Consider the following 23,687-nt stretch of genomic DNA (forward strand, 5'->3'; position numbering starts at 1 on the left):
TTAGGCCGTGTACTCATTAAGAGGTTGGCCGCCTGATGTCCGTTCAACCCCCAACAGCAGCGGAAAAGCGGACCTCTCCCGAGGTCGCAGAAGGGCCATAAGCTGCCATTGAAGATGAAGGCACAACCTTTTTGCTCCTGACCTGCTATCTTCCCGTAATCGCGTCGCGATCGTTCGAGTCGTTTTCAGTGAAACGGCTTTCTCGATCCTGCTGGCCTCGGCCAGGGGGCATATGTCGCAATGGACCCTGCTTTGGGCAACCAATCTGATCCTGCGGATCAGGACAGCCGGACGTCGTTTCCTGACAAAGACGACTTCGGAGCCTTCGCGCCAGCACAACAGTGCCACCGCTCGTACAGTAGGTTCGAATCCAGACGCAGGCGCTCACGCAAACGTCCTCTGCTCGCAATGTCCGCGAAGCAAGTATCGGCGCTCGAGAAGTGCCCGAGGGCGTGTTCGGGCGCGCGGAGGACCGCCTGTATGGTTCGGACCCGGCAGGAGCAAGCTAGTGCAGGCTTTCCGACTAAGACCCAGCCAGGAGCGAACTACGGTGGACAATGCCGACGCCTTCGCGAGGTGGAGCGTTAGCTTAAACACCTGGGCGTACGACCTTCCCTGGGCCCCTCACCTGCTCTCGCCGGTCGCAGTGACGGACACCGGCGAAGCTAAAGCTTACGGTAAGTAACGTGCGCCGTCGCAAACGGGATGCCAACACGGCCAGCACGGCCGCGGACTATGCAAGCTCGTTCATCGATTCCATAAAACCAATCGTCGAAATTCAGCTTGAACGATTTACCACCCCCTTGCGGTGTATCGCGCGTGTATTTCCAGTGGAAAGCGCAACCGGCTTGCTCCCCAATGGCATCACCTTCGAGACGATTTTCCAAGCCGGTGTACTTGCCCTCCTCACCCTTTCTGATCGTCCAATGCAAAGTGTCGCTATGCCCATCGTCAAATGTATATGTCTCGATGAACAGCACTGTATCGGTGTCCGCATCTAGTTCGCCGTGACCAACAATCGTTGCGCGTCTCAGTAGTCCGCCAACTAGACTTTCAAGTACTGCCCAACCTTCTAGCCGCCCGACGAAAAAACGTTCAGGAAGAAACAGCGGCGTTGTTCCTCTAAAAGCATCGATCGCCATTGGTAAGCCCTTCGAAATGCATCCAATCAACTAAATAAGATCGAATCACTGACGCGATTGGCCCAACTCGGTCGAAAGAGAGCTGCGTGAACTTCTCCTCTCTGAAGAAAAACGTGGAATTCGCCAGGTGACAGGCCCAGGGAAGCTGTTGGCGATGTTCAAAGCACGCGCCTCGTCCGTCTCCAGAGCGATTTTCTGAGCAAGCATCACGTCGCCATGTGGCAAGCCACCGAGCGGGACGAAGCATCGCCCCGTCCCGAGACGCCCATATTCGTCGATCTCGTGGACGTTAGCCGACATTCCCCGACGAATGCGGTAGCGCTTGCCGGTATCGCATCCTACGACGTCGAAGTATCCTTTCGTGTCGAATTGAACTCTTTGCTGGGGCGAAAGCCATGAACGCAGAAGCCGCAGCGAGCGAGCGAAGCTCGTCTTCTCGTCCTTGGCCGCTTGATAAAGCTTACCAACGGCCAAGCTTCGCAGACTCCAGCGACCTGCGCGACGGGACACATTCTTCACTTGCGCTCACCCACCCACAAGCCGCGGGAAAAACAATGTCTCTTCCGCCGCTGGATCAAATGTCGTGATCCTGGTCACCTCGCCCGTGCCCGTCCGCACCGCCGCAGTATAACCCTTGCTGGTGAATTCTAGGAATAACCTCTCCGCTTCTGCCAAGCCATCTGCCTTGGAGTTGTCGAAAAAGTGCCGGCTGTCGCCGCTGTGATCCATAACGATTTGCGTGGCCATGCTGAGGCTCCCGATTGCATTTCGAATGGAATGTCGAAGTCGAGAGCTCGTTCCTAATAAGGGGCGCCTTTAAGGAAAACGAGGCTCCTCCCGCTCAAGTAGGCGCGTTTACCTGCTAAGAACAGGGAATACCCGCTAGGTAGCGGCACTTCTGCGATGCGGCAATTCCTGACGTCGCTTGCTCGAGGAGATCGATCTGGCGTTGCCGGCATTGCTGCTGGGTGCCGACGCTTCAGCGTCCCCTGATATAGCGTTCGCGCGCCGCGCGCCGACGTTCGCGGCGTTCGCGCCGGCGCTTGGCACGGTCAGCGGGCGGGCGAGGGCAAACGATTCCTGGAGCGAGCGCGGGCAAGAAAGAAGCCGCCAGCTGGGCGCGGCGGCTTAGATAGTCCCGGACTGTCGATTGCTCCCCCAGCCCCAAGCGTACCGCCGTTACCTTGTTTGCGGCCATGCCCGTCCGACCTACCGAACGAGCCTCGATTCGGCTATCGGGGAGCCAAGTTGTGCACCGCGCTCTTACAAAGCCGGTAAGGCGCGAAACGAAGAGGACGGCAGCCGAACCCGCGCGCCGTCGCCGGCCGCGACCTGTCCCCCGGCCCGAACCACGCCCAGCACCCCGGATTTGAATGGAGGGCCCGTTTCCGCCGACGAGAGCTGCCGTTTCAAGCCGGCTTGGAAGCGGTCGATGAGGACACAGGGCGTCCGGAGACCGGTCAGCTCGACAATGGCCGTTGGGCCCGAGCTCTATGAGGGTGCCGAGCGGCATCCGTTCCAGGTCCAGGCCGGTCGTTGTGATATTCTCGCCCAGATCACCCGCTGCGACCTTGAAGCCAGCTTCCGAGAGGGATGTAAAGAGCTCGGCCTGGATCAGGTGGACCTGCCGGAGATTGGGTAGGCGGGGCTGGCGGCGGGCGAGGTAGCGGTGCCGAACGAATGCGCCGGCGTGGGCGTCGCCTTCGACGCCGTGGCCTTCCACCAGGACTATGCGGTCAAGGGTCGCTTTGCTGAAGTGGTGCCTGCGATCGGCGGCGACCGCCACCACCCTTCCCTCGAGCGAGAGATCGTTCGGCGGCATCAGGCCGCTTTGGCGAGCGAGGGGCGCTTCTGGCGAAGGGAGCGCGGTCTCCGGACCAGTCCTTACGTTCAAGATGTCAGTCGGAGCACGGTTTGGCCTCTCATCGGCGCCGAGGTTGGCTCCTCCGAGGACATAGCGAACTTCTGGACTGTCGTTGGAAGTTTGAACAATTGTGGGATCTCGGACGCCGATTGGGTCTATTTCCGCTTATTCACAATGAAGATGGCTCGCTAAAGGCCGCGACGACAGTGAATGCTAGAGTTCCATTGGCTGGGGAAACCAATTTTCAGATATTCGCCATAATGCTTGGCGATCACCGCTCCTATTCCTGTCGAGGGTGTCGTGACCCGCTACTCACTCGAAAAATTACGTCGGCGCTATGTCATCGAGGGCAGACCTCTAGAGGCCGGCCTTGAGGAAATGTTGCGCGCCGACGGCCGCGCCGGAGCGCGTTCAATCCTTGCCTCGATTGAAAAGCGGCGCTTTGAAAATCGGTCCGAAGGGCAGCGGCTTCGCAAGATGCTCCGCTTCGAAACACTTCTCTGGCAAGAGGGGCGGGAAGTTATCGCGGGTGTCGATGAGGCCGGAATGAGCCCGCTTGCGGGGCCGGTCGCAGCTGCCGCAGTAATATTCAAGCCCGGCACGCGCATATTGGGAATCGATGATTCAAAAAAGCTGGACGCAAATTTGCGCGAATCGCTAGCGAAAGAGATCAAGGAAAAGGCGGCCTCATGGTCGGTCGCGTTTGTCGAGGTTGAGGAGATCGACGCCATCAACATCTACTGGGCGGGAATCCTTGCCATGCGGCGGGCCGTTGAAGGGCTGGCGGTAACTCCGCAGCATCTTCTGATCGACGCGAAACGTTTGAAAGAAATTGCGATCCCGCAGCAGGCGATAATCAAGGGCGACACCAAATCCGCGAGCATCGCTGCCGCCTCTATTTTGGCGAAGGTCTCGCGCGATGCGTTGATGCGAACGCTTGACATGCGTCACCCCGGCTACGGCTTCGCCGACCATAAGGGTTATCCTGTGCGCGCCCATTATGCCGCTTTGTCCAGGCTAGGCGCATGCGCGGCCCATAGGCGTTCGTTTGGCCCTGTGCGTGAAGTCCTCGGCTTGCCGCCGTTGCCACCCTGGCCTTTGCCATCGGAACGCACCGATACTCCGGCAGGGCCAGGGGCTTCGGCGCTGCGCGCTGGGAACACTTGACCGTTTCATTCTCTCGAAAAATCTCTATTTCGTGGGCGCATCGGTTGTGGTCTCGCTAGGACGAGCCGTCATTGTGAAATCATAGCCCTCGCGCAACACGATTGAAGCGGCCGCAATTGCGGCCTCGATCGCAGCTTCCTTCGTGGCGTATTCATTCTCCGGCTTGCCGTCCTGGCGTAGGCGCCACGCGCCGTCCTTTCCGAATATCTCGTATTTCGCGATACCCATAAGTTGTCCTCCTAGTTTGAACAGGTTTGCCGCAGTGATGCAGGAGTTGACCGGTCGATTTCGTCAGCTTTGAGCGTGCTGCCAGTGTGAGGTGATGTCGGCGCCGGTCTTATTGAGATGCACGTGCTGATCGACGTGATCGACCCATGACAGCGGAATAAAGTGATGATGCTGACCGTCCGGCGAACTCTGCTTCGTCAGCTTGATCTTGTCGGTTCCATCCAGGTGATCGACTTTTCCGACCATCTTCCTATCGGACGAAATGACGTCCATGTGTTCCTTGATCTTCGAAACGTCTGTCATGGGGTTCTCCCATTCAGCAATCGTATATTCGATCGGTCAGAGATTTTCTCAGGCCGCCCGGGCGAGCGAGCGCCGCTTCTGGCGGAGGTAGCGCGTGATCTCCGGAAGCGTCATCGCGTTCAGGACCTTGTCGGCGGGGACACCGCCCTTCCGGGCCATCTCGACACCCCAGTGCATGTGATCGAGCTCGGGGATCGAGTGCGCATCCGGATTGATGCTCAGCATGCAGCCGAAGTCGAGGGCCGCCTGGTGCCAGCGCCAGTCCAGGTCGAGGCGCCACGGGTGGGCGTTGATCTCGACGACGACATCATGCTTGGCGCAGGCCCGCAGCACTTTCTCAACGTCGATTTCGTAGCCTGGCCGCCGTTGGAGCTGCCGCCCGGTCATGTGGCCGATGATGGTTGTGTGAGAATCGGAGATGGCCCGAAGCAGGCGCTGCGTCTGCGCCTTGCGGTCCAGCTTGAAACGGCCATGGATGCTCGCGACCACGAAATCGAAGCGCTCCAGCACGTCGTCGTCATAGTCGAGCGACCCGTCCGCCAGGATGTCGGACTCGATGCCTTTCAGGATCCGGAAATCCTTGCCGAAGCGCTTGTTCAACCGGTCTGCTTCTCGGTGCTGCTGCGCGATCTCGTCGACTGAGAGACCGCCGGCATAGTGCGCGGACTTGGAATGATCGGCGACGCCGAAATATTCGAAGCCGCGCTGGCGTGTCGCCTTGGCCATAGTCTCCAGCGTCTCCGTGCCGTCGGAGGCATCGGTGTGGCAGTGAAGGATTCCGCGCAGGTCCTCGTCAGTGACGAGCTTCGGCAACTTGCCCTTCAGAGCCAGCTCGAGCTCATTGCGCCCCTCCCGGAGTTCGGGATCGATGAAAGGTAAACCGAGGGCGCGATAGATCTCGACCTCGTCGCCCGCGATCAGGGTGCGGCCGTTGTGCAAGCCGTCGGCTTCCAACCTCATCTCTTTCTGGGCGGCCAACGCCCGGAGCTGCTCGATGTGAGCGGCGGAGCCGGTCGCGAACAGAAGGATCGCGCCGAAATGCTTGCGGTCCGACAGCCGCATCTGCAGTCCGTCCGCCGTCGACGGCTTCGGTGCCTTGGCGGCCTCCGGTGCTTCCGCAACGATGGTGAGATCGCCGACGAGTTCACAGCCCCGACGGAAATCGCCGGCGATCGTGACGCGCTTGAGCTCGGGCTGGGACTTTCTGATCGAATCCTTGGCATGTGCCAGCAGGACGGCGGCACGGTGCAGGTGGAGCCGACCTTCTCCGCTTTTCGCGATGGCCAGGTTCTGCAGGATCTTGGTCTGCAGCGCGGCGCCCAGTCCCTTGGCCTTCTTGATGCGATCGTCCTTGGCGGCGGCCTCTAGCTCGGCGAGAGAGCCAACGCCGAGATCCTTGTAGAGACGCAGCACCTTCTCAGGGCGGAGACCGGGCACGGAAAGCATCTCGAGCACGCCCTCGGGAATCTCCTTCCGCAGCTTTTCGAGGCTCGGATGAGTGCCCGTCTTGTGGAGCTTGGTGATGATGTCGGCGATCGCCTCGCCGACGCCGGGAATTTCCGTGAGTTGGTCCTCCGCAACGAGCACGTCGAGAGGGACGGCGAGAGCCGTCAGGCTGTCCGCCGCCTTGGAATAGGCCTTTGCACGGTAGGGGTTGCCGCCACGCAACGCCGTCCGCTGCGCGTATTCTCGCAGGAGCTTTGCTACGGTCCGGGTATCGAGGGAGGACACTCAACTAGCCTCCCCGCGCGTCCCGCGACCTCGGCGGACCAAAGCGATTTCCAGCGCCCGAGCCTTCGCCGGGGGGACGGTCGAGAGACTTCTCGAGCTTCTGGGCTGCCCGGAAGTCCTCAAGGTGCTGCGTATTCGGGCCGTAAGCGGCCTCTTTCTTGAGGAGATTATAGATCCGCCCGGCCAGCAGCTGCAGATGCTTCATTCTGCCGTGCGGCATGGATCGAGCCTTACACAGAGCGCGGACAGCGTAAGCCCGGAAGTAGTCGAAAGCGTCTGACATGATGTCGATAACGCCTGGTCTCGCCCATAGTTCGGTTTGCTGGTCTCCGCCCTGCTGGGTTGGGCGCCCCTTAAGAACTGATGCTGCACCTGTCCCACGGCCGACTTGGCCCTTGCGATCTCCGCCAGCAGCCTCGGCTCGACCCAACGCCTAGGAACGAAACGCAGCAGCGTGGCTTGGTCGCTAAAGGAGTCGCGCCATGAAACGCTCAGGCATTGCACTTGTCTTGGCTCTCGTCATCCCTTGCGCAGCATTTGCCCAAGGAGGGGGCGGAGCCGGCGGCGGTGGTGGTGGTGGTGGTGGTGGCGGTGCCGGCGGATCTGCAGGTGGAAGCGCTGGCGGTGCCTCGTCCTCTGCAGGTGCAGGAGGTTCGGCTGCAGCATCTCCGTCCGCTGCGGGAGCCGCAGGCGCTGCGAACTCGGGCGGTACGGCAGGCCCGTCGGCTACTGCCCCGAGTGCAAATACCAATCCAACCACGGGCACCACCAATGCGATAACCGGTATCGCCAATGGCACTCCCAACCCTCAATCCGGGCGCAATCGGGGAGCGGTCGATGGAAACAGCACGAGTGTCGCGAGCCCCGGCACCAATGCTGCCGGAACCGCAACTTCATCGGGAACGCCTGCCTCTAATACCCAGGGCGCCGCCGCCGGCGGCATCGGTCGGCCGACGACCACTGATCAACATGATAGTGACGCCAAGATCGATCAGGAGAATAGCAAAGTCGACCAGACGGTAAAAAAGATCTGCAAAAATTGCTGAAGCCTAACAATAGTTCATGACGCATGAGCTTCTGTCAGGTCCCTAGATGAAGGCCACCTGCCGGGGTCATTGCGGAGGAAGCCGCGAGGGGATTTACTCTTTTTGTTTTTCTTCTGCGCTTTTTCCATCGGAGCTTTTAGAGCGTTCTTCGAAACGATCAGCGCCCTTAGCTAGGTCGTGCCCCATCTTGCTCTCGTTTTTCGCTTCTTCCTTGGAAGTTGCTTGGCGCAAGCCTTCAGCGGCCCGTTCGCCCGCTTTTGATGATTTTCGCTCGTCATCCATTTGTGGCTCCCTTCCGATAAAGACGCTTCTCCAGGAAGCTTCCTGATCTATACCCGCTCGGACGCACCAATGTTCCAATCAGATCCCCTGGACATTGCGTTGAGGCTCTCAGTCGAGCCGCGGTCCATATCCGCCACAGCACCCGCCGTTACTTAGGCTGTCTGGCCCACCCTGCATGGCACTGTTCAGATAACGATCAGAAAGCAGACCTCCTGGCGCCTGGGCTAAGCAGGCTCGGGGCCGGTCCAAGAGCGCTCGCAACGTCCCCGTGGGCCATATTACCCGGCACCGCAATAGCTTGGACCGTAGTCGTAATAGCCGTAGCCCAGGCATATTGCCGAGGAGGATGCCCGCCCGATCACCGCGCCGGCGATCAGGCCGCCGGCGATGCCGGGTCCCCAGCCGCCTCGCCAAGGCGCAGACCAGCCAGCCCTCCAACCAGACCAATCCGCCTTATCCTCAACGGCCCGGTCGGTCGCTCGCGATCACGCGCGAGCCAGCGGGAACTTCAAGCCCTCGAAGCGGCGCTCCATAGCATAGTCTGCGGAAGCTAAAATTGGCTCCTAATTCGCAATGCTCCCTCAGTGGACTGGTGCTACGCTGTGCCAGCAGGGGGAGACTAACAATTGGCGATCTACCGAATACTTCAAAACTCGCCTCTTGGGCCTGAGGAGATCACGCGGCTTTCGACAGCTTACGAACAGGCCCTGCGTGCAATTGGCGTACAGGATCGCAACGATCCCCTTACCGAACTGATTGCCAAGAAGATCATCGAGATCGGTCAGACCGGCCTCAAGGACCCCGCTGCGATCTGCGGTCGGGCCGTCGAGGAACTAGGCCTGCCGAAAGGTTGACGGGGGAGGCGGATGCACCCAAGCGATGGATCCGACGACGGTCCAGACTACAGCGGTCGCGCTAAGGCACGGCCACGAGTAAGCAGCTAGCACGGCGGCCCTCCCTTTTCCTCGCCGAGTTCCTTGATCATGCGGACGAGCTCCTCCGGATGGAAGGGCTTCTGCACGATCCGGCTGCCCGGGACGGGGCGTGGCGTAGCGGGCGAAAAGCCTGTCGCGTAGATGACCGGCAGTTTCGGATTGCTTTCGCGGCAGCGCTCGGCGATCTGCCAGCCGTCAATGTTTCCGGGCAGCCTGACGTCGGTGACCAGCACATCCGCGACGTGGCGCTTGCACCAGTCCAGCGCCTCTTCCCCGTTGCTCGCGTGGATGACGTGGTAGCCCGCGTCGCGCAACGCTTCGACAACGAATTCACGGATAAGGGGGTCGTCCTCGACGAGAAGTACGCTCACTGGCGGCTCACTTGGGATAGCGTTCGCAACGCATGTCGAACAGCCCAATTGCGTCGTCGTTCCTGACGTGAGCGGGACTGAGGGTTCATGCGTCTCGGCGCAACGCGAGGAACAGGGGGTTTGGCAATGCCGTTCGTGGCGCCGGCGGTATGAAGCTGCGATCTGCAGTCATCGAGGGCGCCCCATGTCGCGCGAGCGGCCGCTACGGCCATCCAGTCCCGCAGCAGTCCTCTGTCTTCTCTCGAAAAGGACGCGCGCCGCTTGAGATCGTCCAAGGTTTCGCCGGGATGGCATCGCGCGTAATCCTCGCGGATCAGGGACTCGAGATAGGTCGGGTCCCTCTCGCTATCGGGATCGAGATGCTGGGGCGGGCCGGTCCTCATGGTTTTCCTCTAGCGCGCGGTGGAGGCGCCTTGATGCAGCACACAACGGGGAGAGCAATCGTTGGTTCGGGCCGGATCCTGCCTTGGGCACGTTGACGGCGTCGGGGCCCGGCTACAGAAGCCGAGACGGGAACCTCCGCAAATTCGAGCCGTTCGCAGCCATGGGGCTCAGCTCGAAGGAGTCATGGCGATGATCGAAAGCGATACGCTTTTGGAGAAATGTCCGCGCTGCGGCGCCTGGCCCATGGCGGCGAATTTGCACCGGACGTCCTCTGCGCAGCCGAACATCCGCTTCAGATGTCCGAGGTGCCACGGTGACGAGGCTGGCCGGCTGCGTCGTCCGTTCGCGCAGCGGGATCTGGACGCGGCCTGATGAAGATCCGGACCCATTCCGAAAGTCACATCGTCGAACTCGTGACGGCTCGCAATGGCAGGTGTTTCCGGGCGATCTGGATCTCACCCTCGCTTGGAAGCCCGAAACCGATCTGACGGTCGCTACCGTGGATGACGACGTAGCCTCGCACGCGCTGGTCGGCGGCGGCGTCAAGGTCCGCGTCCTGCCAGCCGGCGAAAGCTGGCCGGTGCGCGAGGTCAAGGACGCGCTGAAGCAAGGTTGATCGCCCGACCGCCCGATACGCCGACCGCGAGGCGAACGTTCCGTGCCTCTTGGGCTGGTCAATCGAGCCTGAAGAGCGCTGGGGTGGGCGGCCGAATCCCGGCCGGCGAACCGACCTTCTTCAAGCCTCGCCGGTGCCGGAGAAGAGCGTCGCCGGCGGAGTGGTGCGCGCCGCCGGCAACGGACGAGCGCTTCCGGACGGTCGGCTCTTGGCATCGTACTTCTTCGCCAGGTCCAGCAGACGCCTGCGAGTGAATGGGTCGCCCTTTTCCGCCAGCTCGCGCGCTCGCTGCGCGAAGCCCCTGTAGAACTCTTCCATGACGATACCCGCAACATCACGAAAGCCGGATTTCAGTAGCTGGCGGAGCTCGCGTCAAGAGACTTGTGCATGTGCCTGCCCGGGAAGCGGCGCTACGCTGTCCGAGGCGGGGGAGTTAAATGTCACTGCTGTATCCGATCCGGAAGCCGTGCCCTCATTGCGGGCGGCCGATGAAGCTTGTCCAGGACGCCAGAGTCGCCGAACGCTACGTCTGTCCCGATTGCAAAGACGATCCGCTGCACGATCCTGCCGCCCGGAAGTGGGTCGAGAGCCCGCTGAAGCCGCCCACTCGGCTCTAGGTCCACGGACGGAAATAAGGCGCCTTGGTCGAAAGGGCCGCCGACCTCAAAGAACCGTGGATCTGCGGATCGATCGCGGCGATGAGGCGCCCGATGCCGCGGGCCAGATGTCTCGCAGCCTACGCCACGCTGTTCAGCCATTGAAGGGGCGCCGAGAGAGATTTTGCGCCGCAGCGTCTGAATCGATTGCCGTTCCACCCAAATTGATGTGAGATCAATGAAGTCCTCGGTCGGGACGGATTTCAGAACAACGCATTTTTCGTGGAGGATTTCGATGCTGCGAGCGGGCGTCTCATCTCTTTTCCTGTTGACCTCGTTGCTGTCGGCGATACCCAAGCCGGCGTCTCAGAAGTAGAGGGGCGCAGCATGCTCGACGCGGCCACCACGGCGCTGCTGCGCGCCGTCCTCGACGAGGTCTGCGGAAGCGTTCCCAGCCACGAGACCGGCGCCAAGGCGCACGTCGCCTCCAAGATCCTGGAGGCCGCCGCCCAGGGCGAGACCCCGCCCGAAAGCCTGAAATTCGTCGGTCGCAGGGCTCTCTCCGAAGCGCCGACGATGTGGCGGTAACGGCGGATCGCGGGAGCGTCCGGTGAATTTCCAGGTGACAGTGTTGAAGATCCTGGTGAGCTATCCAGACGGGTTCGCTCCGATGGCGGACCTCAAGCGCGACATGGCGATCCTTGCGACCAGCGGACGGGACTGGGCCGAACGCACGAAGCGGCTCGCCGCGCGCGTTCCGGATCTGGATATCTTTTCGCATGGCCTGATCGATCGCCTGAACGGCGGCTGGCGCATCACCGACAAGGGACGCTCCGTGCTCAAGTTCATGGAAGCCCGGCCGGACACTCAGGCGGCGGCGTCCGAAGAGGTGCCTGCGCCCGGATTAGCCGCACCACCGCTGCGCCTGCCAGCCGAGGTCGGACGGCGCCGCCATGCACGCCTTCAGCGCCGCCGCGCGGCTCGCGAGCGGACCAGGGCCAATGCCTCATAAAGGCCGTTCTGGGACTCGCCCGGGTCGGGGCGCTGCCGGTTGCTTCAGAGGAGACCAGGGCCGACTCCGTAGGTCATGGCCGCCAGAAGGGACTGCAGCAGGCCCGCGCCGCAGAAGATCAGGACGATCTTCAGATCCTCGATATCGACATCCGCGCCGGTCGTGCGCCAGAGCACCTTCGTCAACGCGGCCATCATCTGCCTCCTCCTCCGAAAGGACGTGATGGACAGCATAGTCCGGTCCGGAGGCTTGGCGTGTGAACTGCCTCTCAAATCGATGCGCGTAGGATTGATGCTCATGATGCAGCGACGGTGGCTCGTCGAGTGCCATCATGTCTCGCCCGAACCGAGAAGGGACGTCACCGGCGGGACGAGGCGCCGCCGCCTGTGCCCGGTCGCCCAGGAGAGATGGAATCAAGGAACCGCCCAAACCCGTAATTTCCCGGACTCAACATCCGGGAGTCATTTTGCTTGGCTCGGCTCGCCGGGGCTATTTTCAGCACGGTCCAATTTCATCCGGCAAACGCCGCTGTCTTTGCGCAGCGGCGTTTTCGTTGCATGGCGTTCTCGAGGCTTGGCGACGCCCGACTTCAGGACCTTGATTCGTCGCCCTCACGCGGTACCGGAAGCGGATCGCGGCCGATCCTGGACCGCAGTTCGACCAGATCGATGAAGACGTCGGCCTGTCGGCGTAGCTCATCGGCGACCATCGGCGGCCGGCTGGCGATCGTCGAGACCACCGTGACCCGGACTCCGCGGCGTTGCACGGCCTCGACGAGGCAGCGAAAACCGCCGTCGCCGGACAAAAGGATCATCTCGTCGACCCGTTCGGCCAGCTCCATCGCGTCGACGGCGATTTCGACGGCCATGTTGCCTTTGACCTTGCGCCGACCGAGGTCGTTGACGAATTCCTTGGTGCCCTTTGTGATCACCGTGTAGCCGTTGTAGTCCAGCCAATCGACCAGCGGACGGATCGACGAATATTCCTGGTCCTCCATGACGGCCGTGTAATAGAGGGCGCGGACCAGCACACCGCGGTCGCCGAATTCCTTCAACAGGCGCTTGTAGTCGATGTCGAACCCAAGCACCTTCGTGGCGGCGTACAGATTGGGACCATCGATGAGCACCGTGATCTTGGCTGCGGACATCCTGGTTGCTCGATTGGCCTGACCGAGACGGCATCGCCTCGGCTCCCCGCCCGTCAGTTCCAAGCGTCGCCAGACGTGAGCTGGCCTCTCGCTCGCGTCGGTGCGGGGGGACGGACAAAAGCTATCCGGCGCCGCGCTTTTCTTCAAAAGCATTTTCATTAATTCTGAACCAACTCCTACGAAACCGAGACGACCGTACAGCACGACTGAGTGACAGGCTGGCTATGTCCTATCGACTTCCGATTTTCGATTTCCGCCTGCAGACCCGTCGAAGGGGCTGCAGGTGGTATCTGTTCACTGGCGAGGGCCGTGTTGTCATGCAAGGCTCGGAAGCAACCCGCGCTGCCGCCAGCTACCAGGCAACCCGTGCGCTATTTCTAATGCTACTGGGTTCGGCGCGAGGGCCGACTACGTTGCCTAGCCGTGGGTTGAGCCGCTCGCCGGACCTGTCCAAGAAAGGCGAGGGCACGGGCCGCACAAGTCGGTCGCAGATCTGACAGGGGGCTCTCTCGTCGGCGGAAACGTGGTCCGGGAACACCGGCGTGATGTCAGGTGGTTCAAAGCTCGCGGTCGCGAACTCGCCTTAGGCCGGCCGCAGGCCGACGACCGGCCGGTGGCAGGTCAGGCTGCTGCGCTCCCACGAGCCGGCGGCACGATGTTCTTCGCGAAATTTTCCGACGACATTTATCAAGGTGCCATCCTTCCGCTTGCGCGCGAAGGCTGTTCCGCAGAATCCAGGGCGGCCTTGGCGGACATTCCTTCAATCAGCGCCGATCGATCACCGCGTCGTAGCCGTGCAAAGGAACCCGCATGGTCCGCGACCGCCGAGCGCGCAGGAATCAGCCGTCGGCCGGCTTCTCGGGCAGGTCGAGCACGTCGCGGATCTTCGCGGCCAAGTCGTTGAAACTGAAGGGCTTGACGATCAGCTGCACGCCCTTATCGAGACGGCCATTATGAATGATCGCATTGCGGGCGTAGCCCGTCCTGAACAGCACCTTCAGCGACGGGCGCAACGCTTTGGCTTGGGAGGCAATCTGCGCGCCCGTCAAGCCTCCCGGTAGCACAACATCCGTGAACAGGAGGTCCACTCGCGGCTGTCGGTCAAGAATGCGCAGAGCCGCCGGCCCATCGTGAGCCTCCAGCACGCGATAGCCGAGTTCGCACAAGCTGTCGACGGAATACGCTCTCACGTCATCGTCGTCTTCGACAACCAGAATTATTTCTCCCTGCGCGGCTTCGGGGTTGAGTGGTTCGTCGGAAGCTGCGTTGTCCGCTGCATCGCCGGCCAAGCGCGGGAGGTACAGCTTGACGGTCGTGCCCTCGCCCGTCTCCGAATAGATTTTGATATGGCCGCCGGATTGCTTGACGAACCCATAGACCTGGCTGAGCCCGAGACCCGTACCCTTGCCGACCGGCTTGGTGGTGAAGAACGGCTCGAAGGCCTGAGCGATCGTCGCGGCGTCCATACCGACGCCGGTGTCGGTGACCGAGATCACTACATATTGGCCAGCCACGACTTCAGTGTGAGCGGCAACATAGGCTTCGTCGATGTGTGCGTTGCCTGTCTCCAGCCAGTTCGAGATCTGATTCGATGCGGACGGCATTGTCGTCGAAACTTCCATGCCGGCCGGCTTTTTCCCGAGGCGGCCAGTTCGCTCGTCTTCTCCACTTCGCGTTGTCGCCGTCCTTACGACCTCGTTCGACTAATAGCCCCGGAAGTAGGCGCCTATTGCACCACTCGCTCCAGATAATTTCCGCCTCTAAACGAGCAGCAGTTGCTTGGTCGCAAGGTGGTGTTCGAACAAACCTAAGACGCGGCAATGGTCCAGTTCGGCGGCCTCACCTTGCGTCGTAGGTTCAAATCCCGGACGTGCAACCATCTCAAATTGCTATTTGAGGCGGTAGCCTAGTAACGTTCAAGCAAGTCCTCTGCGTCCCGAACGCAGTGAGCATCTTCTAAGCTATTGATATTTCTTGCTGCGACGGGCACATCCGCCCCGTTTTGTTCATGCTTGTTTCAGCCAATTCGTTGCGATTTCATTGCGGCGTTCTGGAGCGAGTACGGGGAAGACCGCCGCGACCTCCCTCTACCTTAACGGGTCGGTACGGCTAGTCTCGCTACCTGGTCCTGAAAGCCATCGAACGATGCGTTGACAGCGCGCTCGGCATAGTTGGCAATGACTACTTACGAGTCATTTTTCACTTTGAGGAGGACACCATGAAGAAGCTTATCGTGTGCGGCGCTCTCGCCGCCTTCGCCCTCGGCACGCAGGCCGCCAGCGCCGCCGAGTTCTACATCGTGCGCGACGCCACCACCAAGAAGTGCACCGTCGTCGACACCAAGCCGACCACCACCACCACGACGGTCGTGGGCGACGGCGTCTACAAGACCAAGGTCGAGGCGGAGTCCGCGGTCAAGACCACGAAGGTCTGCACCGAGCAGTAATAGTCGCGACGGCGGCAAGAGCCGTCTGAAGCGTTCTGACAACAATTGGAGGAGAAAATGCCCGTACTGATTTTGTGGGCCGTTCCAGCCGTCCTGGTTGTTGGCGGCGTCGGCTATTTCCTGGTTCACATGCACTGAGCGGAAACCCCGTACGGATGAACGGCCCGCCCATCTGGGCGGGCCGTTTTTCGTTGCAGCAAGTCCGTACACAAAAAGGGGCCCCGTAGTCGGGGCCCCAATTCACCGAGAGCACTCGTAGCGCTAGTTGTAGTCCGAGTATTTGAACTGCGGAAGCGCCTTCAATTGCTCCTTGTTGCCGCTCATGACGGCGTGGTCGGGGACCCAATCGTTCGTGGTGCGGTTCGTCGTGGTTGTCGACGCGGTCCCGGTCGTGGTGGTGTCGCGCGACGTGGTCGAAGTGCCGCTCGAGCTGGTCCGGACCGGCTCTTCAACGAACTTCAGCTTGTCCATGGAGACGGCGATGTCGTGCTCCCCCATGCCGAGGAAGCCGCCGATTCCGATGACCACCGCGTGGATCTTGCCGCTCTTGTCGACGAGCAGTTCGTTGATGTCGCCGAGCTTCTCGTTGGCTTCGTTGTAGACGTTCAGCCCCATGAGCTTCGAGGCGCGCCAGTTGCCCTTCAGCGCCATCTTTGCATCGGCCGGGTGGGCCGTGGCCGCCGGGGCGGCGCGATCGGCTGGCTGAGTGGATTGGGCGAAAGCGGCGCCGCCGATCACGGTAGTGCCGAGCAGAGCAACGGCAAGAATGCTTTTCATCGATTATCTCCTCCAACGTGAGCCGCGCCCGTCAAGGTGCAGGCGCCAACGCTTGGAATTGCCACTTGTTCCCGATTTTGGAACACGGGGCGGCCAGAAGGAGTCGATCCCACTAGATCCCGTTCCTTATCGACGTTCGGTGGTCACGACCCGGACGGAAACGCCCTTACCTTTGGAACGCAGGCAGGCATCAGAGAAATGTGGCCAAACCTGCTTCGAACACTCTGCCACTTCCGTCGAGGAGTCGCGGACCTGCTGGATCATCGGCTGCGAAGGAGATGCGTCGTCCGCGAGGGCTGGCGTCGCGAGAATGATAAAAGTTGCTGTCGCGGAAAGGATGATTTTCATGGCGCCTCCTGATCGGCGTCAACGGTTGGCGCCGTCAGCCGTTCCGGCAGCGATCGAACGAGGCGTGCCGTTCTCGAATCCTTCGCGCCCCACTGCTTTGCCCTTACGGTTGGCGCCCTCTGCGAGCGACCAGCTCGCGATATCGGCTTTCGTACTCGTTCGCCATCCGGCGTGCGGCGAAGCGCTCCTCGAACCGGGCGCGGACCACTCGTCTGTCCAGCCGGCCCAGTTCTTTCACCGCCCTGATCGCCTGCTCCTCACCGTCGACGATGAAGCCGGTGACGCCGTCCTCCACGACTTCCGGCACCGAGCCTGAGCGATAGGCGATCACGGGCGTCCCGCACGCCATCGCCTCGATCATCACCAGACCGAACGGCTCAGGCCAATCGATCGGAAACAGCAGGCCCGCTGCGTTGGCGAGGAAAGGCTGCTTCTTCGCGTCGTCGACCTCGCCGACAAGCTGGACCTTCTGGCCATCGATGTTCGGCTCGAGCTTGTTCTTGAAGTAGGCCGTCTCCGCGCGAGGGATCTTGGCGGCCATGCGCAGCGGCATCCGCGCCGCACGTGCGATGCGTATGGCGTCCTCCGGTCCCTTGTCCGCCGTCAGCCGCCCCAGAAAGGCCAGGTACGAACCTGGTTCGTAGGAGGGCCTAAACATATCCTTAGGCAGTCCGTGCTGGATCGTCGCGATCCAGTTCGCCTCCGGAAGCGGCCGACGCTGGTCGGCGGAAATCGAGACGAATGGAGCGTCCGCAAAGGCACCGATTACCTGGGGCAGACCGGGAAGATCGAGCCGGCCGTGCATCGTCGTCAGGAAAGGCACGTCGGTCCGGCTCAGCATCGGAAGAGGCAACCAGTCGACGTGAGAGTGGATCACATCGAAGTCGCGCGCGCGCTCTGCGATGGCTTCGATCAGAAGCGCGCAGGCGGCGTTCGGATCCGCACCCTTCCGCCCCAGGCGCAACGCGCGCGGCCACACCGCGTGGAGCTTTCCCTTCGTCTTCGAGTCGCCGCTTGCGAACAGGGTGACGTCGTGCCCGGATTCGACCAGTTCGTCCACCAGCCAGGCGATCACACGCTCGGTGCCGCCGTAGAGCTTGGGAGGCACGCTCTCGGCCAACGGAGCAAGCTGGGCAATCCGCATCGCGCTAGGCCCCGAACACGAACTGCAGGACCGTCACGATCGTCGCAGAAATGAGGGACGAAATCGCGAGCAGCGTCCAATTGGGCCTCGTACTTCCGCGGGCCACGCGCGCTGCGAGCGTTTTCACGGCCGTCAACATTCGTCTCGAGGAAGCCGCTGCAGGTAGGCGATCCCGAAGCCAGCGAGTTCTTCGGTATCGCTCTCTCGCGCTTCCGACCTGCTTTGGAGGTGGCGCTCCAGCAGGCAGCGCCGGGTGTCGTGCTCATCGACCTCGGGGTGCCGCGCCCGGTACACCGTCCAGGCGGTCTCCGTGGCGTTCTTCAAGACGACTTCGTCGACCATACTTACTCTCTCCGGAGACCGACCCAGTCGCTGCCAACTCAAGGCACTCTGGAAAGTTTCCGGTTTTTCCCGGGAGTAGACGAAGGGAGGAGAGTCAGGATGCTTTGGCACGCGCCCGCGCACGTGCCGCACGCCGGCGTTGGCTTCGGCCAACCTTTGTGAAGGCGACAAGTTTGGGCGCTCGCTCTTCGGACGACAGCTGCTCGACCGGACCATCCCGTCCGGTTTGTGGCCCGGAAGACCTGGCCTCCATGAAATCGAGTACCGTCCTGCCCTTCTCCGTAATCCGCCATCCGCCGTTCAGGCGTTCGACCAAGGCTTGCGAGAAGATGTCTAGATCCGGAACGCGCGCGGCCAAGCGCATGGTCCGCTCGGCCCAATCCCGTCTGCTCGTCGTCAGGATCGCCATGTCGCGCTTGAGGTCCGACATGACGGCGAATCCATCGGGATAACTCACCAGGATCTTGAGCACTGTGACCTGGAAATTCACCCCGACGCTCCGCTATCGCCCCATGCTCGGGGCTTGATGGAGCGCCTCGCGACCGATCTGCTTCAGGTTCTCCGGCGTGATGTTGCCCGTCGCGGCGGCTTCCAGAATCCTTGAAGCGACATGGGTGCGAGCACCGGTTTCGAAACGCGAAACCTCTTCGCAGACCTCGTCGAGTACGGCGCGCAAAAGCGCCGTCGTGGCCGGATCGAACATGGGAACCCCAAACGCTAGAAGCGATAGCCTACCGCAAAGACGTATTCCGGTGGAATCAACATTGTTAATGCCCGCAGAGATCAGGCAGATGTTCGGGGTGCGCTCCTGAAAGCTTTTGCGCCGCAGCGTGGGCCGACCCCAGCGCGGCCTCGTGTTGTGGTCCGAACTCGAAGCTGTCGAATCACGCTGCCCCGGCGCCGAGCTCCATTGCCCTTCGCCGCCGGGCCAGCAGCAACCATTGCCTATTTTTCCCGTTATCGGCAGGGCATGCGCAATGTGAAAGGAGCTCCCGATGAAGAAGATTGCAATGTCGGCGCTGCTGGTCGGCGCCCTTGGTCTGGCCTCGGTGGCCACGACCTCTCCTGCCGAAGCCCACTGGCGAGGAGGTTGGGGCGGTTGGGGACCCGGCATCGCCGGCGGCTTGGTCGCGGGCGCCGTGATCGGCGGGCTTGCTTCCTCCGCGTATGGCTGGGGCCCCGGCTATGGCTACTACGGCGGCCCTGGCTACTATCGAGCCGGCTATTACGGCGGCCCCTACGGCTACGGCTACGACGAGCCGTATCGCTGGGGCGGCGGCTACACCACGACCTACTACACGGCGCCCGTATCCTACGGCTATCGCTATCGCCGCGTCGTGCGCCCCGCCTACGCCTATTACCGCGGATCCTACCCGGTCGTTCGGCACCGCTGGCGCCACCACTACTGGTGAGATCGGTCCATCCGAACGCAACCAAGGTCGCGCACCCGAAGGCGCGGCCTTTTCATTGGGGCCGGCGTTCCGCTCACCAGTCGCCGAAGACCTGGACGTGCCGTTCGAAGGCCAGCCGACGTTTGGGAGTTCTTCTCGACGTCCTCGTCAGTCGCTTGACATGCTGGGTCTGCGTTTATTTCTCGATCTCGGAAGGAGGCGCCGCAGGGAGGGCGGCCATTGCCTCCCGCAGCGGCTGCTGCGGTTCGTCGGGCATCTGCTCGGCCTGCACGGTGGAGGAGATTTGAGAAATGGCGGTGCTTAATGTGGCGATTTCTCTTCCGCATGTGGCGCTGGCTAAAGCCAAAAATGCAGTAGGGGCCGCTGTTTTGAGACAACGCCCCCCTCATGCTTCCGGGTTTCAAATAATTCCGAAATGAAATGGCTCTGCCAGCCCGGTATGCCATTATTTCCCGGTTAACAAATCCCTGCCTTCACAAATGTGAATCGGCCGGATCTTTTTTCGTGGCACCGACCGACGAGATTGGCCACTTGCAGATTCCGCGGAGCGGTGAGGCTGCCTCAGTTTAATCGGCCGCGCAACTTTTTGATAAACTCGCGCCGCGCTTCATCCGTCCGGGATGGCTTGGCTTCCTTCGCGTCGCTCTCTTCCTCGCGCTTTGTGCTTCTCTGTAGGAACCCCCTGCCCGTGATTGATTTGTGTCTGCGGTGACTGCCTCTCTTCAGAGGGCAAGAGCCTGTCCGGAGGCCCCAGCATCATCAAGCCCCCCGGCCCGATGCTGGGGCCGCCACGGGCCGAGGAGCTAGGACGTGCACCTCAACGCCAATATGGTCTTCGGAGTTCTGCTGGCGGCCGCTCTTCTGTATCTCGTTTTGATCCATTAGGGCCGGCGTCCTATAAACTCCACGCACCGGCGAGTTGGCGCTCAGGCATTCCGCCGCCTCGCCGGCGGCCATGCCGTCGTCGGAGAAACGAACGGCAGAGCGACATAGTAGGTCACTTCAGACATCTGCCTCATCGTTGCGTTCGCGCGCCCCTGGGAGCCGTCCCCGGGCGTAGCCTCTCGACACCTTCGTCCGGGCGTCTCCGCCGCAGGCCGCGATGGCCTGGTCGGCGGCAAGATCGAGGTCGCCCTCGAGGGGCGCAGCAGTGTCGGACGCAGCCGGTATGCCGCATGTTCTCTTTGCGGACCGGGGATCCATCCAGCGGGGACTTCAGCGACGCCAAGCTGATCCGGAAGTTCTGCGACGTGCCGGACGATCTCAGCGCACTCTGACCAGCGGCAAAACTCGATTCACTCGTCACTCCGACCGGCGGCATCTCCTGGTCCGAGCAAGCTCAGTGCGGTCTCGATCTGCGCAAGCTGCCTTTCGATTTCCTCGCGCTCGTTCGACCCTGGATCGCTCTCCAGTTGCGCCAGGAGCCGTTCCTTCCGCGCAAGCAACTTCGCGACGGTCGACATCGCACCCTCCCCGTATTCTGCAGCGGCATCCTTCAAAGACGTTGGTGCGCCGCCGACGATCCGCCAGTCCTGTCACCGGCAACGGATAGCCTACGCCACAAACCCTGAATGGAAGATGGATGGACAACCGGCCTCGGCGCCATGACCGGATTCTTCGGAGGCTACTTGGCCGGCGGGCGCAGCGGGCTGTCCGCCCATTTTTGGGCGGCGGGGTCGTGCAACGGATCCTCCTCGCAGGCGGGGCAGACGTATCGCTCGCGGCTCCGGCCCGTCGACTCGGAGACAAGCTTCATTGCGCTCCCGCAGTTCGGACACCGCTTCCGGATCAGGTGCAACACGGACATCTGGATTTCCCCGCCCGACCAACTTAATGCCGCAACGAGCGCTCGCTCAAGGGAAATCGGGGAGCGCGTCGCAGCGAACGATGCCGCTTGACGCTGCCGCCGCCGATGTCATCAACTTCATCCGTCGGTAGCGTTGGCTGGAATTCTACTGGGCGATGGCCCATCGCGTGCGCGAGCTGGCCGGAAGGGCCGACCCCTTCATCAGGCGGCGATTGCTGGTGCTGGCGGAACGATACGAAGCCAAGGGCGGCAAGACCTCTCCGCTGTCCCGGTCCGCCGAGCGTCCGTTGCCGCCGCTGCGCATCGTCCCGCCGGCCATGGCCATACCCGTGTCTGGCGAGGCCTGAGGGACCTCCTCGTCCTTGGCGGCTGGAGCGCGCCTCTCACTTGGCCCGACGGCGGCCTTGACGCCGTCCGTCATCGTCGACACGGGCAGCCCCCTTCGTGAACCAAACAATCGCTCTTGCCGTTGTGCCGCATCCGGGCGCCTTCGACTGCATGCGCCGAGAGACAATCATGGGGACCGATTCACGGCAGCATCTCGATTCAGGCAGCGCTTGGGACCGGACCTACCTCGAGTCCCTGATCCGCGAGGATTTCGAGCGATGCCATCCCGGCGAGACGCTGGAGGATCTCAAGCGGCGCGCGTCTTTTTCGAAGGAGGACAAAGGCCTGCTGCGGGACTGGATGGCGGTAGCGGAGGCTCGCGCTGCGGCCGCATGCAAGGCCAAGGCATCGCCGGCGCGCTCGACGATCCGCTGATCCGCCGCCCACCATTGCGGGCTTGATCGAAGGATCGGAGTCTCACAACGATCCCGGTTCGACCCGGCTAGGCTCGGGTATCCAGTAGTTGCGAGACGACGGCAGCCAATTGCGCCGGCGCAAAGGGCTTCTCGATCAGGAGGCTGCCGTCGACGCCTTGCGATTTCCAGTCTGGCGCGCTGGCGCTCGTCATGTAGACCACGGGAAAGCCAGGCGTGATTTTCCTGATCTGCCGCGCCAGCTCCCATCCGCTGATGCCAGCACCCAGGTTGACGTCCGTTACCAGCGCCCGACACTGCTTCCGGCCGTCCCAAAAGGTGGACATCGCCGCCTCTCCCGAATGGACCGAGCAGGCCTCGAAGCCGCCGTCCGACAAGGCGTCCTCGATGAAGGTGCAGATTAGAGCTTCATCCTCCACCACGAGAACACGAACGACATTGCCCATTTTCAAGTCTCCTCGGCGACCGATGCGGTCGTCTCGCGTGCGGCGGGCGCGTCGGCCCGCGGGTGCCGTGCGGCCTCAAGCCACCGGCACACCGTAGTAGGCGTTCACGGAGCGTGTGGTCGCCGGGTCGCTCCAGTTCCAACTGCTCTCGTCGGCGTATTTGGGAGCGCCGCGGAGCTGGTCCTGGGTGATGCCGGTGACATAACCGCCGAGGTTGGTGTCGTATTTCAGCGCCTGCCAGGGCAGCGGATAATGATCATCGCCGATGCCGAGCAGGCCGCCGAAGCTGAGCACCGCGTACGACACCTTGCCGCCGACCTTGTTGATCATGACGCGCTCGATGTAGCCGACCTTTTCTCCGTCGGCCCCGTACACGTTCGTGCCCTCGACCTTGTCGCTCCCGATAAGGCTGAAGGTCTCGCGATCTTCCATGGCCATGTTGACCTCCCGGATGTTGTCTTCCGGAGACAACCGGACGACGATGGCTCCGTTCCTGACTGACGCCTCGGTGACGTTGCTTCTCGCCATCGTCATCGATGGGCGCCGTCCCGCACGACGCGGCCCGCGCTGCCCCGTAGGGCGGCAGCAGGTCCAAGGTTCCTGCGAACACCGGAATGGCGGCGGGGGACTGGGCCCTGCTCGACCGACGACGTCCGCTTTGCTGTTCGTCCCTTATGACGACGGCATCGCACCCGAACGCGGCCGTAGCCGTGATGAAGGCTGAAGCCTTCTCGCGCAAGCCGGGGCACGTCGGCGCGCTTGCCTTCAGCCGCAGCGGGGCCACCGGCGACTTCGAACACGCGCTGATCAGGAAATTCGGCGAGGTGCCGGACGACCTGAGCGCGCTATGAAGCCGTCGGGTTCAGCTCTTCAAGTCGAACTGGCTGCGCAGCCTGTCAGCGATCGCTTCGATCATCGTGGAGCGCTCCGGGTCTTGTAGGCCGTCCGTTATGATCGCGACCTTCCAGGTGTCCTCGCAGGGCATGACCGAGATGGCTAAATCCGTCGGCAACTCACTGATGTCTTCCATCTCCAGCCTGATCGCGGCCTCGAGCTCTTCGCGCGTTTTTGACGGCTTCTTCAAGCTGATTCTTTCACCGCTCGGAACGGGACCACCGCCTTTGGCTATCCGCGCGAGCGCGTGTTTTTGAACAGCGGGCCTTTGAGCCTTTGGCTATCCGCTACAGGCGCCGTACTCAAACGGCGGGCGATGGGTCCAACGAGTCAAAGATGTCGTCGCGTTATCGTTCCGTTCGCTCGGCGCCTTCGACTGAAAACAGGTCAGTCGGGCTGCCTCGACCGCTGAGCAAGTCTACGCCGGAACGATGTCAGGCGCGCGTGACCCAATCGGTGAGCAGCCTGCGCCGCGGTGTTCCTACT

At 62.1% G+C, this 23,687-nt stretch carries 30 protein-coding genes and 3 pseudogenes; 10 read left to right on the forward strand and 23 right to left on the reverse strand.

The annotated features are described in order from the left end of the window. Positions 1-665: 665 nt before the first annotated feature. From B5V03_RS23800 to B5V03_RS42430, 4 genes and pseudogenes are all read right to left on the reverse strand, one after another. Complete coding sequence (locus tag B5V03_RS23800) at positions 666-1,142, reverse strand: DUF3833 family protein (RefSeq protein ID WP_129272828.1); 477 nt, start codon at positions 1,140-1,142, stop codon at positions 666-668. Positions 1,143-1,187: 45 nt separating this feature from the next. Then, positions 1,188-1,616, reverse strand: a complete 429-nt coding sequence (locus B5V03_RS23805; RefSeq protein WP_206736182.1) for a hypothetical protein — start codon at positions 1,614-1,616, stop codon at positions 1,188-1,190. Positions 1,617-1,667: 51 nt separating this feature from the next. Further along, a complete protein-coding gene (locus tag B5V03_RS23810) occupies positions 1,668-1,889 on the reverse strand; it encodes a hypothetical protein (RefSeq protein ID WP_129272830.1) in 222 nt (73 codons plus the stop codon). A 516-nt stretch (positions 1,890-2,405) separates the two neighbouring features. Next, a pseudogene (locus B5V03_RS42430) lies at positions 2,406-2,931 on the reverse strand (MOSC domain-containing protein). On the opposite strand from B5V03_RS42430, the gene B5V03_RS41610 reads away from it, so the two are divergent. Both B5V03_RS41610 and B5V03_RS23820 read left to right on the forward strand, forming a co-directional pair. Further along, positions 2,812-3,198, forward strand: a complete 387-nt coding sequence (locus tag B5V03_RS41610; RefSeq protein ID WP_164988238.1) for a hypothetical protein — start codon at positions 2,812-2,814, stop codon at positions 3,196-3,198. The pseudogene B5V03_RS42430 and the gene B5V03_RS41610 sit on opposite strands and share 120 nt — an antisense overlap. Before the next feature lie 108 nt (positions 3,199-3,306). Further along, entirely contained in the window at positions 3,307-4,173 is an 867-nt protein-coding gene (locus tag B5V03_RS23820) for a ribonuclease HII (protein WP_129272831.1), read from the forward strand. A 24-nt stretch (positions 4,174-4,197) separates the two neighbouring features. Here B5V03_RS23820 and B5V03_RS23825 read toward each other — a convergent pair whose 3' ends face one another. The 4 genes from B5V03_RS23825 to B5V03_RS23850 form a co-directional block, all read right to left on the reverse strand. Beyond that, on the reverse strand, positions 4,198-4,401 hold the full coding sequence (locus tag B5V03_RS23825; RefSeq protein WP_129272832.1) for a hypothetical protein: 204 nt from the start codon (positions 4,399-4,401) through the stop codon (positions 4,198-4,200). 63 nt (positions 4,402-4,464) lie between these two features. Continuing rightward, a complete protein-coding gene (locus B5V03_RS23830; RefSeq protein WP_129272833.1) occupies positions 4,465-4,704 on the reverse strand; it encodes a DUF2171 domain-containing protein in 240 nt (79 codons plus the stop codon). Between the two features lie 48 nt (positions 4,705-4,752). Beyond that, on the reverse strand, positions 4,753-6,435 hold the full coding sequence (locus tag B5V03_RS23835) for a DNA polymerase/3'-5' exonuclease PolX (RefSeq protein ID WP_129272834.1): 1,683 nt from the start codon (positions 6,433-6,435) through the stop codon (positions 4,753-4,755). Between the two features lie 1,139 nt (positions 6,436-7,574). After that, positions 7,575-7,763, reverse strand: a complete 189-nt coding sequence (locus B5V03_RS23850; protein WP_129272836.1) for a hypothetical protein — start codon at positions 7,761-7,763, stop codon at positions 7,575-7,577. A gap of 626 nt (positions 7,764-8,389) precedes the next feature. Between B5V03_RS23850 and B5V03_RS23855 the strand changes: the two genes are divergently transcribed. Beyond that, the gene (locus tag B5V03_RS23855; RefSeq protein WP_164988236.1) at positions 8,390-8,617 is read left to right on the forward strand and encodes a hypothetical protein; all 228 of its coding nucleotides are present in this window, start codon (positions 8,390-8,392) and stop codon (positions 8,615-8,617) included. An 86-nt stretch (positions 8,618-8,703) separates the two neighbouring features. Here B5V03_RS23855 and B5V03_RS23860 read toward each other — a convergent pair whose 3' ends face one another. After that, a complete protein-coding gene (locus B5V03_RS23860; RefSeq protein WP_129272837.1) occupies positions 8,704-9,069 on the reverse strand; it encodes a response regulator transcription factor in 366 nt (121 codons plus the stop codon). 1,120 nt (positions 9,070-10,189) lie between these two features. After that, complete coding sequence (locus B5V03_RS23875) at positions 10,190-10,387, reverse strand: hypothetical protein (RefSeq protein ID WP_129272838.1); 198 nt, start codon at positions 10,385-10,387, stop codon at positions 10,190-10,192. Positions 10,388-11,052: 665 nt separating this feature from the next. Between B5V03_RS23875 and B5V03_RS23885 the strand changes: the two genes are divergently transcribed. Together B5V03_RS23885 and B5V03_RS23890 are read left to right on the forward strand one after the other, a co-directional pair. Continuing rightward, entirely contained in the window at positions 11,053-11,253 is a 201-nt protein-coding gene (locus B5V03_RS23885; protein ID WP_129272840.1) for a hypothetical protein, read from the forward strand. 22 nt (positions 11,254-11,275) lie between these two features. Beyond that, positions 11,276-11,677 carry a hypothetical protein gene (locus B5V03_RS23890; protein ID WP_129272841.1) on the forward strand — a complete coding sequence of 134 codons (402 nt, stop codon included), beginning with the start codon at positions 11,276-11,278 and terminating at the stop codon, positions 11,675-11,677. 44 nt (positions 11,678-11,721) lie between these two features. Here B5V03_RS23890 and B5V03_RS41615 read toward each other — a convergent pair whose 3' ends face one another. From B5V03_RS41615 to B5V03_RS42765, 3 genes and pseudogenes are all read right to left on the reverse strand, one after another. Further along, on the reverse strand, positions 11,722-11,874 hold the full coding sequence (locus tag B5V03_RS41615; RefSeq protein ID WP_164988239.1) for a hypothetical protein: 153 nt from the start codon (positions 11,872-11,874) through the stop codon (positions 11,722-11,724). 392 nt (positions 11,875-12,266) lie between these two features. Continuing rightward, positions 12,267-12,824 (reverse strand): NYN domain-containing protein, encoded by a 558-nt coding sequence (locus B5V03_RS23895; RefSeq protein WP_129272842.1) that lies wholly within the window; start codon positions 12,822-12,824, stop codon positions 12,267-12,269. A gap of 839 nt (positions 12,825-13,663) precedes the next feature. After that, positions 13,664-14,395, reverse strand: a pseudogene (locus B5V03_RS42765) (ATP-binding protein); the annotation flags it as partial. A gap of 647 nt (positions 14,396-15,042) precedes the next feature. On the opposite strand from B5V03_RS42765, the gene B5V03_RS23905 reads away from it, so the two are divergent. Continuing rightward, the gene (locus B5V03_RS23905) at positions 15,043-15,270 is read left to right on the forward strand and encodes a hypothetical protein (protein WP_018643639.1); all 228 of its coding nucleotides are present in this window, start codon (positions 15,043-15,045) and stop codon (positions 15,268-15,270) included. A gap of 261 nt (positions 15,271-15,531) precedes the next feature. Here B5V03_RS23905 and B5V03_RS23910 read toward each other — a convergent pair whose 3' ends face one another. The 6 genes from B5V03_RS23910 to B5V03_RS23935 all read right to left on the reverse strand — a co-directional run bounded on the left by B5V03_RS23910 (position 15,532) and on the right by B5V03_RS23935 (position 18,584). Beyond that, a complete protein-coding gene (locus tag B5V03_RS23910) occupies positions 15,532-16,047 on the reverse strand; it encodes a PRC-barrel domain-containing protein (protein WP_129272843.1) in 516 nt (171 codons plus the stop codon). Positions 16,048-16,173: 126 nt separating this feature from the next. Then, positions 16,174-16,395 carry a hypothetical protein gene (locus B5V03_RS23915; RefSeq protein ID WP_129272844.1) on the reverse strand — a complete coding sequence of 74 codons (222 nt, stop codon included), beginning with the start codon at positions 16,393-16,395 and terminating at the stop codon, positions 16,174-16,176. Positions 16,396-16,498: 103 nt separating this feature from the next. Next, entirely contained in the window at positions 16,499-17,539 is a 1,041-nt protein-coding gene (locus tag B5V03_RS23920) for a glycosyltransferase family 4 protein (protein ID WP_129272845.1), read from the reverse strand. Between the two features lie 132 nt (positions 17,540-17,671). After that, positions 17,672-17,881, reverse strand: a complete 210-nt coding sequence (locus B5V03_RS23925) for a hypothetical protein (protein ID WP_129272846.1) — start codon at positions 17,879-17,881, stop codon at positions 17,672-17,674. A gap of 94 nt (positions 17,882-17,975) precedes the next feature. Then, positions 17,976-18,371, reverse strand: a complete 396-nt coding sequence (locus B5V03_RS23930; RefSeq protein ID WP_129272847.1) for a hypothetical protein — start codon at positions 18,369-18,371, stop codon at positions 17,976-17,978. Between the two features lie 12 nt (positions 18,372-18,383). Next, on the reverse strand, positions 18,384-18,584 hold the full coding sequence (locus tag B5V03_RS23935; protein WP_129272848.1) for a hypothetical protein: 201 nt from the start codon (positions 18,582-18,584) through the stop codon (positions 18,384-18,386). 292 nt (positions 18,585-18,876) lie between these two features. On the opposite strand from B5V03_RS23935, the gene B5V03_RS23940 reads away from it, so the two are divergent. Beyond that, complete coding sequence (locus tag B5V03_RS23940) at positions 18,877-19,293, forward strand: hypothetical protein (protein ID WP_245502317.1); 417 nt, start codon at positions 18,877-18,879, stop codon at positions 19,291-19,293. Positions 19,294-20,588: 1,295 nt separating this feature from the next. On the opposite strand, the gene B5V03_RS41620 is transcribed toward B5V03_RS23940, so the two are convergent. Continuing rightward, positions 20,589-20,756, reverse strand: a complete 168-nt coding sequence (locus B5V03_RS41620) for a hypothetical protein (protein WP_164988240.1) — start codon at positions 20,754-20,756, stop codon at positions 20,589-20,591. 499 nt (positions 20,757-21,255) lie between these two features. Between B5V03_RS41620 and B5V03_RS23950 the strand changes: the two genes are divergently transcribed. Continuing rightward, positions 21,256-21,447: a hypothetical protein gene (locus B5V03_RS23950; protein ID WP_129272850.1), complete on the forward strand. Its 192-nt coding sequence runs from the start codon at positions 21,256-21,258 to the stop codon at positions 21,445-21,447. A 169-nt stretch (positions 21,448-21,616) separates the two neighbouring features. Then, positions 21,617-21,862: a hypothetical protein gene (locus B5V03_RS23955; protein ID WP_129272851.1), complete on the forward strand. Its 246-nt coding sequence runs from the start codon at positions 21,617-21,619 to the stop codon at positions 21,860-21,862. A 67-nt stretch (positions 21,863-21,929) separates the two neighbouring features. On the opposite strand, the gene B5V03_RS23960 is transcribed toward B5V03_RS23955, so the two are convergent. After that, entirely contained in the window at positions 21,930-22,307 is a 378-nt protein-coding gene (locus B5V03_RS23960) for a response regulator (RefSeq protein ID WP_129272852.1), read from the reverse strand. A 75-nt stretch (positions 22,308-22,382) separates the two neighbouring features. Then, the gene (locus B5V03_RS23965) at positions 22,383-22,745 is read right to left on the reverse strand and encodes a PRC-barrel domain-containing protein (protein WP_129272878.1); all 363 of its coding nucleotides are present in this window, start codon (positions 22,743-22,745) and stop codon (positions 22,383-22,385) included. 220 nt (positions 22,746-22,965) lie between these two features. Between B5V03_RS23965 and B5V03_RS41625 the strand changes: the two are divergent. Continuing rightward, positions 22,966-23,158, forward strand: a pseudogene (locus B5V03_RS41625) (hypothetical protein). An 11-nt stretch (positions 23,159-23,169) separates the two neighbouring features. On the opposite strand, the gene B5V03_RS23970 reads toward B5V03_RS41625, so the two are convergent. Beyond that, positions 23,170-23,391, reverse strand: a complete 222-nt coding sequence (locus B5V03_RS23970) for a hypothetical protein (RefSeq protein WP_129272853.1) — start codon at positions 23,389-23,391, stop codon at positions 23,170-23,172. Positions 23,392-23,687 lie beyond the last annotated feature (296 nt).

This window comes from Bradyrhizobium betae (assembly GCF_004123905.1).
GTDB lineage: Bacteria > Pseudomonadota > Alphaproteobacteria > Rhizobiales > Xanthobacteraceae > Bradyrhizobium > Bradyrhizobium betae_A.

What these genes read in the sequence shown, in the direction of transcription:
- B5V03_RS23905 (WP_018643639.1), top strand. Translation starts at nt 15,043, where the DNA reads ATGAAGAAGCTTATCGTGTGCGGCGCTCTCGCCGCCTTCGCCCTCGGC.
- B5V03_RS23830 (WP_129272833.1), bottom strand. Translation starts at nt 4,704, where the DNA reads ATGACAGACGTTTCGAAGATCAAGGAACACATGGACGTCATTTCGTCC.
- B5V03_RS23950 (WP_129272850.1), top strand. Translation starts at nt 21,256, where the DNA reads ATGGCCCATCGCGTGCGCGAGCTGGCCGGAAGGGCCGACCCCTTCATC.
- B5V03_RS23810 (WP_129272830.1), bottom strand. Translation starts at nt 1,889, where the DNA reads ATGGCCACGCAAATCGTTATGGATCACAGCGGCGACAGCCGGCACTTT.
- B5V03_RS23800 (WP_129272828.1), bottom strand. Translation starts at nt 1,142, where the DNA reads ATGGCGATCGATGCTTTTAGAGGAACAACGCCGCTGTTTCTTCCTGAA.
- B5V03_RS23920 (WP_129272845.1), bottom strand. Translation starts at nt 17,539, where the DNA reads ATGCGGATTGCCCAGCTTGCTCCGTTGGCCGAGAGCGTGCCTCCCAAG.
- B5V03_RS23910 (WP_129272843.1), bottom strand. Translation starts at nt 16,047, where the DNA reads ATGAAAAGCATTCTTGCCGTTGCTCTGCTCGGCACTACCGTGATCGGC.
- B5V03_RS23960 (WP_129272852.1), bottom strand. Translation starts at nt 22,307, where the DNA reads ATGGGCAATGTCGTTCGTGTTCTCGTGGTGGAGGATGAAGCTCTAATC.
- B5V03_RS23895 (WP_129272842.1), bottom strand. Translation starts at nt 12,824, where the DNA reads ATGTCCGCAGCCAAGATCACGGTGCTCATCGATGGTCCCAATCTGTAC.
- B5V03_RS23965 (WP_129272878.1), bottom strand. Translation starts at nt 22,745, where the DNA reads ATGGCCATGGAAGATCGCGAGACCTTCAGCCTTATCGGGAGCGACAAG.
- B5V03_RS41615 (WP_164988239.1), bottom strand. Translation starts at nt 11,874, where the DNA reads ATGATGGCCGCGTTGACGAAGGTGCTCTGGCGCACGACCGGCGCGGAT.
- B5V03_RS23940 (WP_245502317.1), top strand. Translation starts at nt 18,877, where the DNA reads ATGAAGAAGATTGCAATGTCGGCGCTGCTGGTCGGCGCCCTTGGTCTG.
- B5V03_RS23850 (WP_129272836.1), bottom strand. Translation starts at nt 7,763, where the DNA reads ATGGATGACGAGCGAAAATCATCAAAAGCGGGCGAACGGGCCGCTGAA.
- B5V03_RS23925 (WP_129272846.1), bottom strand. Translation starts at nt 17,881, where the DNA reads ATGGTCGACGAAGTCGTCTTGAAGAACGCCACGGAGACCGCCTGGACG.
- B5V03_RS23885 (WP_129272840.1), top strand. Translation starts at nt 11,053, where the DNA reads ATGCTCGACGCGGCCACCACGGCGCTGCTGCGCGCCGTCCTCGACGAG.
- B5V03_RS23935 (WP_129272848.1), bottom strand. Translation starts at nt 18,584, where the DNA reads ATGTTCGATCCGGCCACGACGGCGCTTTTGCGCGCCGTACTCGACGAG.
- B5V03_RS23915 (WP_129272844.1), bottom strand. Translation starts at nt 16,395, where the DNA reads ATGAAAATCATCCTTTCCGCGACAGCAACTTTTATCATTCTCGCGACG.
- B5V03_RS23955 (WP_129272851.1), top strand. Translation starts at nt 21,617, where the DNA reads ATGGGGACCGATTCACGGCAGCATCTCGATTCAGGCAGCGCTTGGGAC.
- B5V03_RS23825 (WP_129272832.1), bottom strand. Translation starts at nt 4,401, where the DNA reads ATGGGTATCGCGAAATACGAGATATTCGGAAAGGACGGCGCGTGGCGC.
- B5V03_RS23875 (WP_129272838.1), bottom strand. Translation starts at nt 10,387, where the DNA reads ATGGAAGAGTTCTACAGGGGCTTCGCGCAGCGAGCGCGCGAGCTGGCG.
- B5V03_RS41620 (WP_164988240.1), bottom strand. Translation starts at nt 20,756, where the DNA reads ATGTCGACCGTCGCGAAGTTGCTTGCGCGGAAGGAACGGCTCCTGGCG.